Annotated in this window: 13 protein-coding genes and 1 pseudogene; all 14 read right to left on the bottom strand. The window is 60.2% G+C overall.

The window, feature by feature from the left end:
* Nucleotides 1–69: 69 nt before the first annotated feature.
* A pseudogene (locus NKI20_RS24440) lies at nucleotides 70–993 on the bottom strand (1-aminocyclopropane-1-carboxylate deaminase).
* Between the two features lie 303 nt (nucleotides 994–1296).
* Entirely contained in the window at nucleotides 1297–1674 is a 378-nt protein-coding gene (locus NKI20_RS24435; protein ID WP_352835120.1) for an exopolysaccharide production repressor protein, read from the bottom strand.
* Nucleotides 1646–1963, bottom strand: coding sequence for a ferredoxin III, nif-specific (gene fdxB, locus NKI20_RS24430; RefSeq protein ID WP_352835117.1), 318 nt, complete (start codon nucleotides 1961–1963; stop codon nucleotides 1646–1648). The genes NKI20_RS24435 and fdxB overlap by 29 nt, the downstream gene beginning before the upstream one ends.
* On the bottom strand, nucleotides 1960–2163 hold the full coding sequence (locus tag NKI20_RS24425) for a CCE_0567 family metalloprotein (protein ID WP_352835114.1): 204 nt from the start codon (nucleotides 2161–2163) through the stop codon (nucleotides 1960–1962). The genes fdxB and NKI20_RS24425 overlap by 4 nt, the downstream gene beginning before the upstream one ends.
* 23 nt (nucleotides 2164–2186) lie before the next feature.
* Entirely contained in the window at nucleotides 2187–2648 is a 462-nt protein-coding gene (locus tag NKI20_RS24420) for a DUF269 domain-containing protein (RefSeq protein ID WP_502898153.1), read from the bottom strand.
* Between the two features lie 342 nt (nucleotides 2649–2990).
* Nucleotides 2991–4157 carry a TlpA disulfide reductase family protein gene (locus NKI20_RS24415; protein WP_502898155.1) on the bottom strand — a complete coding sequence of 389 codons (1167 nt, stop codon included), beginning with the start codon at nucleotides 4155–4157 and terminating at the stop codon, nucleotides 2991–2993.
* Nucleotides 4158–5474: 1317 nt separating this feature from the next.
* Nucleotides 5475–6077, bottom strand: a complete 603-nt coding sequence (locus tag NKI20_RS24410) for a universal stress protein (RefSeq protein WP_352555895.1) — start codon at nucleotides 6075–6077, stop codon at nucleotides 5475–5477.
* A 379-nt stretch (nucleotides 6078–6456) separates the two neighbouring features.
* A complete protein-coding gene (locus NKI20_RS24405) occupies nucleotides 6457–7242 on the bottom strand; it encodes a response regulator transcription factor (protein WP_352545596.1) in 786 nt (261 codons plus the stop codon).
* Between the two features lie 27 nt (nucleotides 7243–7269).
* Nucleotides 7270–7749 (bottom strand): NifX-associated nitrogen fixation protein, encoded by a 480-nt coding sequence (locus NKI20_RS24400; RefSeq protein WP_352835106.1) that lies wholly within the window; start codon nucleotides 7747–7749, stop codon nucleotides 7270–7272.
* Nucleotides 7750–7766: 17 nt separating this feature from the next.
* A complete protein-coding gene (gene nifX / locus NKI20_RS24395) occupies nucleotides 7767–8264 on the bottom strand; it encodes a nitrogen fixation protein NifX (protein WP_352835102.1) in 498 nt (165 codons plus the stop codon).
* Nucleotides 8230–9612 carry a nitrogenase iron-molybdenum cofactor biosynthesis protein NifN gene (gene nifN, locus NKI20_RS24390; protein WP_352835099.1) on the bottom strand — a complete coding sequence of 461 codons (1383 nt, stop codon included), beginning with the start codon at nucleotides 9610–9612 and terminating at the stop codon, nucleotides 8230–8232. Before nifN ends, nifX begins: the two co-directional genes overlap by 35 nt.
* Nucleotides 9613–9621: 9 nt before the next feature.
* A complete protein-coding gene (nifE, locus tag NKI20_RS24385; RefSeq protein ID WP_352835096.1) occupies nucleotides 9622–11112 on the bottom strand; it encodes a nitrogenase iron-molybdenum cofactor biosynthesis protein NifE in 1491 nt (496 codons plus the stop codon).
* 56 nt (nucleotides 11113–11168) lie between these two features.
* A complete protein-coding gene (nifK, locus tag NKI20_RS24380) occupies nucleotides 11169–12710 on the bottom strand; it encodes a nitrogenase molybdenum-iron protein subunit beta (RefSeq protein ID WP_352809202.1) in 1542 nt (513 codons plus the stop codon).
* 125 nt (nucleotides 12711–12835) lie between these two features.
* A complete protein-coding gene (gene nifD / locus NKI20_RS24375; RefSeq protein WP_352835091.1) occupies nucleotides 12836–14338 on the bottom strand; it encodes a nitrogenase molybdenum-iron protein alpha chain in 1503 nt (500 codons plus the stop codon).
* Nucleotides 14339–14401 lie beyond the last annotated feature (63 nt).

The raw sequence follows: 14401 nt of genomic DNA, 5'->3' as shown, positions 1-14401 counted from the left end.
CGGCCCTCGACCGAATTTTCGAGGCATCGCCGGCACGGGCAGGACGGCGCGATCGCAATCTGTCGAGCGTCAGCCGTTGCGGAAGGTATAGCCGTAACCGTTGATCGCCGGCGCGCCGCCAAGATGCGCATAGGGGATCCTCGATCCTTTTGGAAAGAAGCCTTTCTGAATGAGTCGATCATCCCTTGCATAGATTTGCCCTCGTAGACGGGATCAGTAATCATACCCTCAAGCTGCGCGCACAGGCGGATGGCTTCATGGAATGCCATAACACGGGCCTGCGTACTCCTCGAACAGCACCACGTCATCGTCGACGAGTTCCATTCCGAGATCGATAAGCTTGGCTGTATGGCCTGCTGCCGGTTTCGTGGACACCGAGATAAGGTGTTTAACGGAACTGGAGAGTTGGAATGCAAAGAAGGAAGTTCAGCCGCGAGTTCAAGCTTGAGGCGGTGACCGTGCAAACGACAATGTAGTCGAAGGCAAACCCCAGCTGCTTCTCCTGGGCGCGCACCTCCTCCGCAAACCCGACATAGCCGAGGCCGCCATTCTCGTGCACAGACGCCCCGGCAGGTATCGCATAGGGTCTGCCGCCCCTTGCCTTTGACCTCATAGAGCGCTTTTCCCAACTGCGGCGGATGCCGATGTCAAAACCCTCGTTGACCAGGCGCACCTCTGCTCCCTTGATCCGGCTCAAGAGAACTTGCCGACCCGGTCGTAGACGGCATCGTCATGTGGCACCCAGCTCTCCTGAACCAGGAAGCATTTCATGCCGATCTTGGCGGCGACCGCGGCGACCATCCGCGTGTGGTTGGACTGCACGCCGCTGATGCAGACAAGCGTATCGGCATCTGAGGAGATCGCGTCGGGAATGATGTATTCGAGCTTGCGCAGCTTGTTTCCGCCGAACGCAAGACCGGAATTGCAGTCCTCGCGTTTAGCGTAGATTTCCACCCTTCCCCCTAGACTAGACTAGATGCTTGCCGAGGCCATCGAGCTCTCAATGGGCGTGGGTCCAAAGGTGAGCGGATAGCGTTCGAAATTTCCAGCATATCTTCTCCAGCAACACGTGATCGAGTTTGAATTGAGCTATGCACGAGCCTTTCCAATAGACGTGTTTGATGGCCAGCTGCGCCCGGACGTTCCAGAAAGAGCTTCACCATTGCCGCCAGTAGAAGTTCCGGGATGCGGTCACCTTTGCCCATGTCAAGCGCACCTATTCATCGACAATCAGCCCAACATCCGCGGTTCATCCAAGTGGCGGGAACCGAGCTCTGTTCTTGTCACTGATGAGCCTCAAGGGAGCAAAAGCGATATGGCTAGCATTTGATTTTGGACCAAATCTGCAGATCCACTCGTCGCCTCATCATGGTCCGGCGGCTGGGATCCAACCCCCTTGCAACTGTCGAGATGCTCAGCCCTTTGCCCAGCTTCGCGAACGCCGCCAGACCGCCAGATCAGAAGAAGCACGCTGCCGAAATACGCCGACTGAAGGAGCAACGAACAAGCCAGCGTCGTGACGACTACTGTGCCGATGGAATGAGAAGCGAAGTAGACAGTCAGTGCGGTGCTGCACAGCACCAGCCCCAGGACGCGACAAAAGATTTTTAAGGGCAACGCCGTTCTCCTGGTTTGTCTCCTCAGATCATGCTGCGACCTGGTCGGCCGCAACATGGGTCTGGCAGTTCTTCGGGCAGACGCGGCCGCAGGCTCCGCAGCCAATGCAGCGGCCGGCATGGTCGACGACCATGATCATGCGATTGAGCTCGCCGTCGAAATCGTCGTCTTCGCCGTCGCAGGCGCCGAGGATTTCACCCGCGTCATCGACGCCGTAAAGATGCATGACCTCGCGAGAGCAGACTTTGAAACAGCGGCCGCAGCCGATGCAGGTCGTGCCGTCTATGGCGGTGAGATATTCCGGCATCCATCCGGAGCCGTCGCGGGTGATGAATGTGCTCCTCATCGTAACTTCTTCATTGCAGCGAGCTCTCTCTTGGCACCATCCAACTCGGCAAAAACGGCCGACGTTTCCTCGGCAACTTCCTCTATCGCCGTCCATTTTCCCGGGAGATCTTCTGCAAGGTCGCGCAATTTCATCTTGGCAATTGCCGCGCGCAGCTGAAGCTTTCGGACTTTCGTTCCCATCTCATCCAGCTTTGACATAGATCCTCTCGAAATCGGTGTCTTCACGCCCGTGCCACGTCGCGATGGGCTTCAGTGGCTGAGGTCGCATCGTCGACCAGTTTCGTACCGGCCTCCGCGAGTTGCCGGAACGTATCGAAGCCGAACCGATGGACGTCTGGACAGAACGACGAGCTGCCCGACCGTGAAAGGCACGGGCTCGAAGTTTTTACGGTTTTCATCTCCACGATTGGCGATGTCACCGGGCGGAAACGCTCCGCAATCGCAAGCCCGACGGCGGTGTAAAACATATCGAGCCTCCACAGCAGGTCCGGATCGGGATCGCGATGATGGGGATCGCACGGCGCTGTTTTCTGGTGATGATGAAGTCGCCCGGCAGTTCGGCGTCCGATTTGCCTTTCCCACGAGCCATAGGCGTCTTGAGCACGGATTAGCCGCACGAGGCATCTGACAAAAGGCATGGCAAGGGCCGCCTCGTCCGCGTTGATAGCCCGGCTGACCAGCATCAGACATTTCGCCCTTCTCCTTATTTCAGTCCTCTTCCTCGAAGCACGATGTCTGTTTTCTGGGACGCCTACTTCGGGCACACTTGCGCAGCCGACGCATGGCTCGGCGCCGCTGATTCCACGCAATTGATGGCCTCGTGGCCGACTTTGAACACCTCCTCGACTGCGAGATCTTCCACGCGAACTCGCGTCGAACATCACTTCCGCCGCAATGCGGCCACAGGTCATGAAGATTCGAGCCTCGATCCTGCTGCAAACAATCGGCCAAGTGCTGCATGGACCCTCCTTGCCGCGGTCATGCCAGGGAAATGGACGAATTGGCCAGGTAAGGCATTCGACCAATTACCCTTTTTTATCTTTCTTCCTCGGCCGACCGCGCTTTGGCACCTTCCGGAAACTGTTTTGCGCAGCGGCAAAGAGAGCGCCGCAACAAGCCTTCGCACCCCTGTACTTGGCGAAGGCCTGCAGCAAATCCGGCAAATGCTGCTCTTTCAATTCGGCCGGGATAGGCTCCGGACAGTCCAGCGACGTCAGTGCCAGTTCGACCAACTCGATCGCGCGATCATTGTTGCCGTTCTCGTGATAGTACCGGGCGACTGCGGGATAGGATCGGAACTTCGGACTGTCGCCTTGCGGGGGATTCAGCGCCAGGATGTGTTCGGACAGCTCCTTGCCCATCGCGAAGCGCTCGGCAGGGGGAAGGCGCGAATGGTCATTGACCGGATGGAAAAGTTGGTCTAGCGCCGAAACCATCCAATCCTCGGAATTTTTGTCGATCGCGTCGCGAACCAACTGGCGCATCACGGGCAGGCCGGTCCACATGTCTTCTATTTTGTGAAGCAACAGATGTGCATGGGCCAGGCGCAAATTGAGGTCGTCCGGCATCAAGGCAATGCCCTCTTCGATAGCCCAGAGCGCCGTCTTCCAATCTTCCAACTTCACCGCCGCCCAGAACCTGTCATCGATCGGCTTCGTCAACGCTTGTCCGCGCGCCAGGGGTTCGCTTGTTGCGATCCGCTCCTGATCGGCAGCTTTCGCTTTGTTGCTGGTACGCCAGCTGCCGTTGAGCACTTTCGGCAAAACCTCACCCAGTTGGCTCGGATGACCGATAAAGGCAATGCAGCCGTCTCGGTCGACTACGAACGAGGTCGGAACCCCGACGCAAAAGCTGGGTTCCCTCCAAAGCTTCTTCATTTCGCCTGTGTAGTCGAACGCAATCCGATGATTCAGATCCGGGCACTTTTCGGCCAACCACGCGTCCAACTTGGTCCGGGCCTCGATGGCCGTTGGAGCGTCTTCATCAGCCGCGATCCCGACGACCTCAAGTCCGCTGTCCTTGTATTTCTCCTGTAGCCGCATCAGCTCAAGCATCTCCGCCGCACATAGTTCGCACCAAGTTGCCCAAAATTCGACGATATAGACTTCGCCGGGCTGGAAGTCCGCAAGGGGCTCGCCACGCAGCCAGTCCTCCACTTTGATCGAAGGAGCCGGAGACCCCATCCACAACATCATCTTGCCCTCCAAAGCTGTTGCCAAAGGTTGCGTGACCTTATGCGCAAGCTTGTTCCCTCTTTGAGACGGGGCACGAGGGTTCAGCGAAGAGAGACCATCGCTCGTCTTGCGCATCTGCGTGCAGTCAGCCTTCACTCAGTTTTGCTGAATCTCAATTCGCAAAGGCCGTGCCAACGCGCTCAGCGTGCGGTAAACGCTGATAAATATTAAAAAAGCTGCCGGGGGGCGCCGAGATAGGCGGTTGTATTAGTCGCGACATGTTTTCTGTCACTGTCAGGTCTTGGACACGCATCACCCGCTTTCCGTCGGCACAGAAGCGCGGCCACGGACGTCTCGACATAGGCCGAACAGATGCATGACCGTTGGCTACCGCCAGCCTCGTCATCATCGTCCCGCCGCAAGCCTTGCTTTAGCTTCTTGCCGTTTCGGTCGCTCAGGTGGTAGCGCAACGCCATTGCGATTGCAGCCGCCGCTCCATCCGAGCATCGCCTCTGCCCTACCTCTTCCGCTTTGCGCTTGAATTCCTGGTGGCGACGCAGGAGTTCTTCACGACGACGCCCGTCATGTCCGGCTGCGGGTCGCGAGTACCGTCATCGCCAGATGATGATCGTGGCGAAGGCCAGGATGAGTGCCGGCGTGCCGGGCCGGTGACTCTCCCGGATTCCTACTTTTGTTGTTCTGTGTCCCTGTGCACAGGCCCTATAGGGACCGCCTGGTGCGAATGTGAGCGTTGTGGAAATTGATCGGCCTCAAGGCCACTCGGTCGCCACGCGGTGGGCCGGGCAGACTGAAAACGCCGAAGATGCGGCCGCCCTCGCCGCTGACCCGGTTACCATCCCAGGCGATCACACGTGATTGATGCCACCGTTCGCGCCGAGGGCCGGCAAGAGCGCGACCGTCGGACTCAAAGGTCGGTGCCTTGGCCGCTGCACGGTCGTTGCGTGTTCCGTTCCCGGCCAGTGGTGAGGGAAATCGTGATAACGCCAATACGATGAGGCTACGGTCCGTACGCGGCCTGCCGCGCTGAAACGACTCTCTTTCTCGACCTGACGCCGGCTCAAGTATTGGTGTTTTGAGCGCATTGAGGACGCCTGGGCCTCAGCCCGGCCGTTTGTCTGCGCGTTACCTTGTCTCAGCGAGCAGACACCGAGCGCGTTAGAGGCGTCCGGCAATGTTCTTCGCGCCTGCGCTTGCAAATTGCTTATGAGCTTCGCGAAACTTGCTCGTTTCCGGCGACCTTTCTCCGACTTCGCATCAGGGTAGGTGACCAGGGGAGTAGAGCTTGGAACAGCATCGGTGCTACTTCAGAACCCGTCAGCGGGCCAAAAACAGCGGCAAAGGCGTGCCAACTATCCATCTTATCACGCTACCGGAGAGCCGCTCGCGCAACCAGCGGCTGCCATAAGCGCCCATGACGATCACGTCGGCAGACGTGTCGATTGCGTGCTGCGCTAGCACCTTGGCCACCGGTTTGCCGCGGCTCGCCAGCCGGTCGACCCAAACCCGAGCACCGTGCCGAGTGAGATAGGCAGCGATGTCGGCTCCCGGCTCGGCGCCGTTTCCGGTGCAGGTCGCCTCCGGATCGACGACTGCGACACGAACTTCCTCAGCACCGGCTAGCAGATGCAGCGCTTCTCGAATCGAACGGGACGCCTCGACTCGCGAATCCCAGCCGACCAGCACGCGCCGTGGAGACAGAGTCGCCTCAGCGCCCTCCGGTACGACAAGCACCGGCTTTCCCGTGTCGAACAAGCTGCCGTTGATAACAAGGGGTCCGAGACTAGTCTCGTTGAGAAGTGCGGGGCCGACGATTGTCAGGTCGGTGCAGAGCGCCCGCTGTCGCACCGCGTCACCGACGCCAGCCTTGTCGCAGTGTTCGGTGTCGACATCATAGCAGCGCCACGTGGCTCTCAGCACTTTGTGAATTTCCCTGCATGTCTTTTCCAGGTTGGCCATCTCCTGTGAAAATTGTTCCCGTGCGGCAATGTGGTGTGTGCGATGTCTAGACCACTCGGGGATGCCACCGCCCAACGGCGGAGGGGACCCAATAAGCGGAGGCGACATCAGGAGCGGCGGAGGCGATATAATTAGTACGGAAAGATACGCGCCGACCTCGGCGCACAAGCGAGCAGCTATTGCGACGTCCTGATCGGAATGGTCAGCTCCCGTCACACTGAGTATTTTCTTGAAGGCCATCTGACTGCTTCCCCCTGAGATGTCGGGCCCGTAGCGCGTTTCGCACCGCAAGACTTGCCTTCCAACGAAGACGGAGAGTGGCACACCATCCGTTCGCGATTCAGTCGTCCAGCTTCTCGAGCGAGTAGCCGGCAGACCTGACAGTACGAATGACGCTACCTGGCGAGGCCGCCTTCAGCGCCTTTCTGATCCGGCTGATATGGACGTCGACAGTGCGTTCACCGACATGGATATTGTCCGGCCAGGCCGCGTCGATCAGCTCGTCTCGGCTGAAGACCTTGCCGGGAGCCTCAAGAAATTGCCGCAGCAGGTTGAATTCGAGAGGTCCGAGGTGGATGTCGTGGCCATTGCCGCGAACTCGGTGGGCATCGAGCTTCATCTCAAGGCTGCCGCAGCAGAGCCAGCTGCCATTTTCGATCCCGTTTGAACCCGGCTTCGGTAGCGCCAGCTTCGTGCGTAGATAGTCGAGCAGCATCGCCGGCGTGAAGGGCCGCACAAAGCTCTCGTCAATACCTGCCTTCAAGAGATCGAGCTGCTGGTTTTCGGCGCCGGGCGCGATCAGCGCAATAACCAGCAGGCCTCTGTTCCGGAACTCCGCCTTGAGCTGGGCACAGATGGTAGACCCTGTCGAGCTTGCCGGCTGGCAGTCCAGCACCACGGCCTGCGGCTCCCGTTCACTGGCTAATGCCAGCGCTTCCTCCACGCTTCTGGCCAGTTCAATCCTGAAGCCATCCACCCCCAGAATGTGGCTGTAGTACAGATACAACTCCGCATCTTGCGAACAGATCAGTACCCCTGGCTTCATCAGCGCTACCCCAAGAACCATATCGGCCTGGACCGCCTCAATTGAGAGGGCTGGCCACCGCATGTCCTCAAGACCTGACATGATCCCCTCGATCGAAAGTCGGTTGCATCACGCCCGCGCCACCTCGGGATGAGCCTCAATGGCTGCGGTGGCATCGCCGGCCAGTTTGGTACCGGCCGCGGCGAGCTTCCAGAACGTCTCGAAACCGAACCGGTGGACGTCGCGCAGGGTCTTGGACAGAACGACCAGTCGCCCGGCCGTGAAGAGCACGCGCCCGAAGCCCTCGTGGCTTATCTCCATCATCGGCGATGCCATCAGGCCCGTGCGCTCCTCAATCGCAAGCCCGACGGCGGTGTAGAACTTATCGAGCCTCCACAGCACGTCCGGATCGGGATCGCCGATGATTGGAATTGCACGGCGCTGTTCCCTGGTGATGATGAAGTCGCCCAGCAACTCGGCGTCCGATTTGCCTTCCCATGACCCGTGGGAATCATTGGCACGGATCAGCCGCACGAGGCATTTGACGAATGGGGTGGCAAGGGCCGCCTCGTCCTCGGTGGCGGCAGGGCTAACCTCGGCATCAGACATTTCGCTCACTCCTCATTTCAGCCCTCGTCCTCGAAGGAGGGTTTCTGTTCAGCGACACCTGCCTGCGCCAGCACCTTGCGCAGCCAAGGGGGAGGACACGTCCTGAGCATCATCTGCGTGCGCAACAGCACCTCTTGGATGGTCTGGGGCTGCGGCACTTTGATCGGATGGTTCTTTGCGGAAACAAGTTTGGCTGCCGAAGGTCCGCCGATCGCCAGACAAAACAGGAGATGACAGCCCTTCAGCGCCTCCACCTTCGGGGTGATGCGGTCATCGCCCTCAGTTCGGTGCTTCCCGCTCTCGTCGGAAACGTCATCGAAGGCCACGGCTTCGACGAGCTTCCACTCCTCGCGCATCACGTCGTAGACAGCAAAGCGCCTGGCCGAGCCGAAATGGGCGTTGATGTTCTTCATGTCCTGCGTGGCGATTGCCACGCGCAATGCGCCGGCTTGGCGTTCCGGCGTCGGTGCGTGAACCTCGTCAGTGACGAGCGAGAGGCGACGGACGGAGCTCATCTGGCATTTCTCGCTTACGGAGTGGATCAAGCGCCACAGGCGTCGGCGCGTGCCCGTTGGCTTCGAAAATGTTGGCAACCTCGAAGATCAGGTCGCGGGTCCCTTGGTAGAGGATTATGAGCTTGTGCTGGGCCCCGAGCCGGTCGAAGATCGGGAAGCCGACCCGCATGAGCGGAATGCCGAGGCGCTGCGCCGCCTGGCGGCCGTGGGAATGAGTAACGAGAAGATCAGTGCCGGCGCCAAGCGCTTCCAAATCGCCGAGATCGCCGATTTGAACCGACTGCGCCGGCACTTCCTCCAGAATTTTCGACACAGCGGCCGTTGTGACCGCCGCCGCGATTTCGGAGCCCATGGCGATGAAGAAGCTCGCGAGTTGGTAGAGTTGGTCTGGTTCAGCAGCGATCGCAATTTTCTTGCCTCCAAAGTGGAAATGTCCGTCGAGCAACGCGTCCTGCAACTGCGCCCGCCGACGGCGCACCTCAGCCGGCGCCGCCTCGCCCGAAACTGCGGACAGCAGCGAGACGAACCGGTCGGCGTCCCTCAATCCAGTTAGCGACCGGAACAGCACGTAAGGCACGCCGGTCAACCTCTGCAGCAGCTCGGCCGGGCGGCGCATATGCTCACCGATGGCGACGCATTGCACAGCCGTGCCAAGCTCGCGGATATCCTCGACGCTGGTGCCGCCATAGGTGGTCGTGACCCAGCGGTCGGGCACCGCACCGTCGAGCGAGCCGGAGATGTCCGGCAGAATCACCGGCTTCAGTCCAAAGCTTTCAACCATCTCACGCAAATGCTCGATGTCAGCCACAGTGAGGTTCCAGCCAGGCAGGATCACGATTTTCTTCGACTGCCGCGCCTGCTCGCCGGGCCGCGTAATCCTTTCGATCATAGCGGTGACAGCCCTGGCCCAGCCCTCTTCGATCGCGCCGTCGAAATCCGGTGTGTTGGCTAGCACCACCTCCGTACCCGCGAGTTCTTTGGTGCGCTTCAGCCTGATATTGGCGATATCTCCTGCGCAGTCTTCGCCCCGGGTTTCCACCAGCGCAGTCGTGCAAACCCCGATCAGCGTTGGCTTTGCGCGGGCCTTGAGGTTGAGTATCGCCTGTTCCAGATGGTCCGCCCCGCCAAGGATCGTCGCCACCTCATCCATCGCCGTTGTCTGCAAGGGGATGGCTTCGTTGAAATGTCGCACGAAGAGCACGAGCGCGAAGCTGGTGCACCCTTGGCTGCCGTGGAACAACGGCATCGCGCCGTCGACGCCAAGAAAGGCCAAGGCGGCACCCAGCGGCTGCGATGACTTCAGCGGATTGACCGCCGCCGCTTTGGTCTGGGGAAGGATGCGGACCATCTGCCTTCCTCAACGCTCGCCGAAATCATCGGCCGTCGTGCCGGCGAATTCCTGGACAACATGCAAAGTCGCGGTCTCGCTTTCCGTGCGCGGCCGTTCCTCCCTCACCGCAGGCTGGCAATCCCATGGTGCCGGCTCCCGCACCTGCCCCCAGATCGGGTTGTGAATGGCGATGTCGATCTGGCGTACGAGTTCCACCATGCCGTCATAGCCGGCGTAAGGGTGTTGGCGCTCCTGGTTGATATCGAGCCAGGGTGTCTTGGCCTTCAGGGCGATAAACTGCGTGCGCCCGCCCGACAGCATGATATTGGCCTTGTGTTCGGAGAGCATGGCGTGAAGCTCGCGCGGCGCCATCTGCTCGAACATGTGGTTGTCGTCCTTGAGGATCTGCTTGATGCGCTCCTTGTCTTCGACGGTCGACTTCTTGACAGAGGTGCCGACGATCTCGATGCCGATCTCCATCAGCGCATGGACGACCGACCAGGACTTCACGCCGCCGGTGTTGAGCAGCACGCGCTTGCCTTCGAGCCTCGGCCGGTAGGCGGCTAGCTTCTTCCAGGCGATCGCCTCTTCCTCGGCAATCAATACCTCGGTGCGGCCGAGGATCTCCGGATCGGCGCCCTTCTTCACGAGCAGCTTAGATATTTGTCGGAGCGCTTCAGAGGTGGCGCTGATGCCGTAGAAGGAGCCTTCGAAAAACGGGATGCCCCAGCGCTGCTCCATCTTGCGGGCGAGATTGATGAGCGCGGTCGAGCACACCACCATGGCCGCCCGGGCGCGGTGCGCGCCGGCAATGTCCAAGTAACGTGCGTCACCTGGAATGCAGGCGCGCACCCGGATCCCGAGCCGATCCAGCAGCGGCTTCACCAGCCAGAATTCGCCCGAGAGGTTGAATTCGCCAAGAATGTTGATGTCGTAAGGGCCGGCATCGTCGGGCTCGACCGTGCCGATGACATGCTCGAGCAACGCCTCGCCGGCAAGCTTGTTGCCGAGATTCTTGGAGCCGACGAAGCCCGGCGCATTGACCGGTACCACGGCCAAGCCGAACTTTTCCGCCGCGCGCTTGCAGACGGCCTCGATGTCGTCGCCGATCAGCGCCGTCACGCAGGTCGGATAAACGAAGATCGCCGGCGGCCCATAGGCTTCCTTGATCTCGCGGATCGCTTTGAAGAGCTTCCGCTCGCCCTGCCCCATCACCACGTCGAGTTCGGTGAGGTCGGTCGTGAAGCTTGTGCGCCACAGTGTTGGCCCGGACGAAGCCGCACCGCGGTTGTCCCAGGAATTGCCCTCGCAGGCGAGCGGCGCATGGATCAAATGCGCAACGTCAGTGATCGGCTGCAGCACGATCTTGGCGCCATCGAAGGCACAGCCGCCGGCCGCCGCCCCGGGGGTCAGTGGCTTCGAACAGCCCTTTTTGCGCGCCTTGGCATTCTTGCCGCGGTTCTTCTCGCAGGCAGGCTCATTGAAGAGATCCTGGATTTTGGCTCTGAGCAAGGACATTGCGTCGGTCTCCAAAGTCCCTCGGGAAGACGACCGGCCAAAGCCGACCGTCACGCTTAGCGGGTGAGGTCATACGAATAGTCCGTCACGCCCGTCTCGCTTGTCTCGCGATCGAGCTTGTCGAAGATCTTGTCGAGGATCGTCGTCAGGACGCGCAACCCGCCTTGGTAGCCCATAAGCGCAAACCGATGGTGATGGTGGCGGTCGAAGATCGGAAACGTCAGCCGGATCAGCGGCGTGCCGGTGTCGCGCTCCAGATATTTGCCATAGGAGTTGCCAATCAGCAGGTCCACCGGCTCGGTGAAGAGCAGCGAGCGCATCGCCCAGAGGTCCTTGCCCGCCCAGACTTGAGCACCCTTGCCGAAGGGCGATGATGCAAGCAGTTCCTTCAACTCCGCTTCCCATGCCGAGGTGCCGTTGGTGGCGAGGCAATGGGTCGGCTCGCCCCCCGTCTCCATGATGAAGCGGGCCATGGCATAGACAAAGTCCGGATCGCCGTAGATGGCGTATTTCTTACCGTGCAGCCAGGATTGACTGTCCGCCATGGCATCGACAAGTCGGCCGCGCTCCAGGCGGATTGCCTCGGGGATTTGCTTGCCGGAAATCGCGGAGACCTCCATCAGGAAGTCGTCGGTCGCCTGGACGCCGAGCGGGTAATGAAACGAGGCAGTCGCCTGCCCTACCCCCTCGCAATACTCCAGTGTTTTTCGGGTGTTGTAATGCTGTAGCGAAAGTGTCGCCTCGGCGTTGAGTGCTTTCTTCACGTCTTCGATCTTCGTGCCGCCGTCGTACATGCGGTATTCGCCGTCCGACGGCGTGTCGAACTGGTCAGAGGCGTCTTGGATGAAGGTATATGAGACGCCCAGCAGATCGAGCAGGCGCTTGAGTTCCCGGTTGTTGCCGACACAGAACCCGTCGAAGCCCGGAATGATGTTGATGGTTCCCTCGGCTTCCGTTCGCTCCTCGCCCTTCCAGAAATGCTCCAAAATGCCCTTAACCGCAACGTCATAGCCGTCGACATGGCTGCCGACAAAGGCCGGCGTGTGGGCGAAGGGCACGTCGAAGTCGCGCGGGACCGAGCCTTCGTCCTTGGCGTTCTCGATGAAGCTGTGCAGGTCGTCGCCAATGACCTCCGCCATACAAGTGGTCGAGACGGCGATCATCTTTGGGTCGTAGAGTTGGTACGTGTTGGCGAGCCCGTCGACCATGTTCTTCAGGCCGCCGAACACTGCCGCGTCCTCGGTCATCGAGGAGGAAACCGCCGAAGCAGGCTCCTTGAAATGGCGCGACAGGTGCGAGCGGTAATAGGCGACGCAGCCCTGGCTGCCGTGGACGAAGGACATGGTTCGCTCGAAGCCTGCGGCCGCGAACACCGCGCCGAGCGGCTGGCAGGCCTTGGCGGGGTTCACGACAAGCGCTTCGCGAGCAAGGTTCTTTTCGCGGTATTCCCACGTCTTGGTGAATTCGCCTTGGTCGGCAACGATCTGGTCCGGGTGAGGACATTCGAAATTCAGCCTCTTCTCGGCGAGCATCTGCCTGTATTCCGGCTCGCGGAACAGGGGCGCGTGGTCGAGAACTTTTTCAGCCGACTGCGGCATGGGTGGTTACCTCTTTCCATCTGGCCCGCCATAGGGCGGCACAGGGACGTCGAAACGTTTCAGGTCTCCCGCGGACAAGCGGCCACAGGCGTTCACTGCCTCCCGGCTTCCGGGAGGCCAGGGTTTCATTCGGCTGCGATCGCCGCCGACGGCTCGGCTTTTTTCTTCCAGGGAGCGTCGTAGAGGTTCCAGACCGGGTTGTTGATGGCCAGGTCCATGTCTCGGGCGAAGATGGCGAAGCCGTCGTAGCCGTGATACGGGCCGGAATAATCCCAGGAATGCATTTGACGGAACGGTATGCCCATCTTCTGGACCGGGTACTTCTCTTTGATGCCGGAGCCCACGAGGTCAGGACGGATCCCCTCGATGAACTTCTCCAGCTCGTAACCAGTCACGTCGTCATAGATCAGTGTGCCCTTCTTCACGTAGTGGCCGGTGCGCTGATAGTCGTCGTTATGGCCAAATTCGTAGCCAGTGCCGACGATCACCATGCCCAGGTCCTCATATGCCGTGACGACGTGACGGGGGCGCAGCCCGCCGACATAGAGCATCACCGTCCTGCCTTCGAGGCGCGGCCGGTACTTGGCGATGACCGCATCGACCAGCGGCCGGTATTTGGCGATGACCGCCTCGGCCTTGGCCTCGATTTCCGGCCCGAAGTGCTTGGCTATCTTGCGCAGAGAGGCTTCAGTCTGGGAGGGGCCGAAGAAATTGTACTCCATCCAGGCGATGCCATAGTTTTCCTCCATGTGCCGGCAGATGTAGTTCATCGACCTGTAGCAATGGATGAGATTGAGCTTCGCCTTTGGCGCTCGCTCTATTTCGGCCAGCGTAGCGTCGCCCGACCAGTTGCCGACCACGCGCAGGCCCATCTCCTCGAGCAGGATGCGCGAAGCCCAGGCGTCGCCGCCGATGTTGTAGTCGCCGACCACATTGACATCGTACGGGCCGGCCTCGAACTCGACCTCCTTCTTCTCGAACACCCAGTCGCGGATCGCGTCGTTGGCGATGTGGTGGCCGAGGGATTGCGAGACGCCGCGGAAGCCCTCGCAGCGCACCGGCACGATTGTCTTTTCGTGCTCCTTGGCCTTGTTGCGGGACACAGCTTCGGTGTCGTCGCCAATCAGCCCGATCGGGCATTCGGATTGCACAGTCATGCCCTTGTTCAGCGGAAATAGTTCCTCGATCTCGTCGATGATCCGTTCCAGCTTCTTGTCGCCGCCGAAAACAATGTCCTTCTCCTGGAAATCGGAGGTGAACTGCATGGTGACGAACGTGTCGATGCCGGTCGTGCCGACGTAGTAGTTTCGGCGTTGAGACCAGGAATATTGCCCGCAGCCGACCGGGCCGTGCGAGATATGGACCATATCCTTGACTGGACCCCACACCACGCCTTTCGAGCCGGCATAGGCGCAGCCGCGAATCGTCATCACGCCGGGGATGGACTTGATGTTCGATTTGACCTCGCATTCGGAAAGGACCTCGCTTTCCTCGCCAGCCTCGTCGCCGCTTTTTGCGACGCTGAGGTGCTTTCTGCGCCGCTTCGCCGACTTGTCAGGATATTGCGATAGCACTTCCTCGATAAGCCTCGCATGGAGGCCACCGTCATTCTCGTATTCCAGGCTCATGGGACCCCTTTCAAGGTTCAGGGTGACGCCTCACCGACGAGGCGCCATTCTTTGAAAGGCGCA

Origin of the sequence: Mesorhizobium sp. M0830 (assembly GCF_040319965.1) — a bacterium.
Taxonomy (GTDB): domain Bacteria; phylum Pseudomonadota; class Alphaproteobacteria; order Rhizobiales; family Rhizobiaceae; genus Mesorhizobium.
This window is presented reverse-complemented; position numbering and strand designations above follow the sequence as displayed.

Coding starts and splice junctions, on each gene's coding strand:
- nifD (WP_352835091.1), bottom strand. CDS start 14,338: ATGAGCCTGGAATACGAGAATGACGGTGGCCTCCATGCGAGGCTTATC.
- nifN (WP_352835099.1), bottom strand. CDS start 9,612: ATGGTCCGCATCCTTCCCCAGACCAAAGCGGCGGCGGTCAATCCGCTG.
- NKI20_RS24400 (WP_352835106.1), bottom strand. CDS start 7,749: ATGTCTGATGCCGAGGTTAGCCCTGCCGCCACCGAGGACGAGGCGGCC.
- nifK (WP_352809202.1), bottom strand. CDS start 12,710: ATGCCGCAGTCGGCTGAAAAAGTTCTCGACCACGCGCCCCTGTTCCGC.
- fdxB (WP_352835117.1), bottom strand. CDS start 1,963: ATGAGGAGCACATTCATCACCCGCGACGGCTCCGGATGGATGCCGGAA.
- nifX (WP_352835102.1), bottom strand. CDS start 8,264: ATGAGCTCCGTCCGTCGCCTCTCGCTCGTCACTGACGAGGTTCACGCA.
- NKI20_RS24425 (WP_352835114.1), bottom strand. CDS start 2,163: ATGTCAAAGCTGGATGAGATGGGAACGAAAGTCCGAAAGCTTCAGCTG.
- nifE (WP_352835096.1), bottom strand. CDS start 11,112: ATGTCCTTGCTCAGAGCCAAAATCCAGGATCTCTTCAATGAGCCTGCC.
- NKI20_RS24405 (WP_352545596.1), bottom strand. CDS start 7,242: ATGTCAGGTCTTGAGGACATGCGGTGGCCAGCCCTCTCAATTGAGGCG.
- NKI20_RS24420 (WP_502898153.1), bottom strand. CDS start 2,648: ATGCTGGTCAGCCGGGCTATCAACGCGGACGAGGCGGCCCTTGCCATG.
- NKI20_RS24415 (WP_502898155.1), bottom strand. CDS start 4,157: ATGTTGTGGATGGGGTCTCCGGCTCCTTCGATCAAAGTGGAGGACTGG.
- NKI20_RS24435 (WP_352835120.1), bottom strand. CDS start 1,674: ATGTTGCGGCCGACCAGGTCGCAGCATGATCTGAGGAGACAAACCAGG.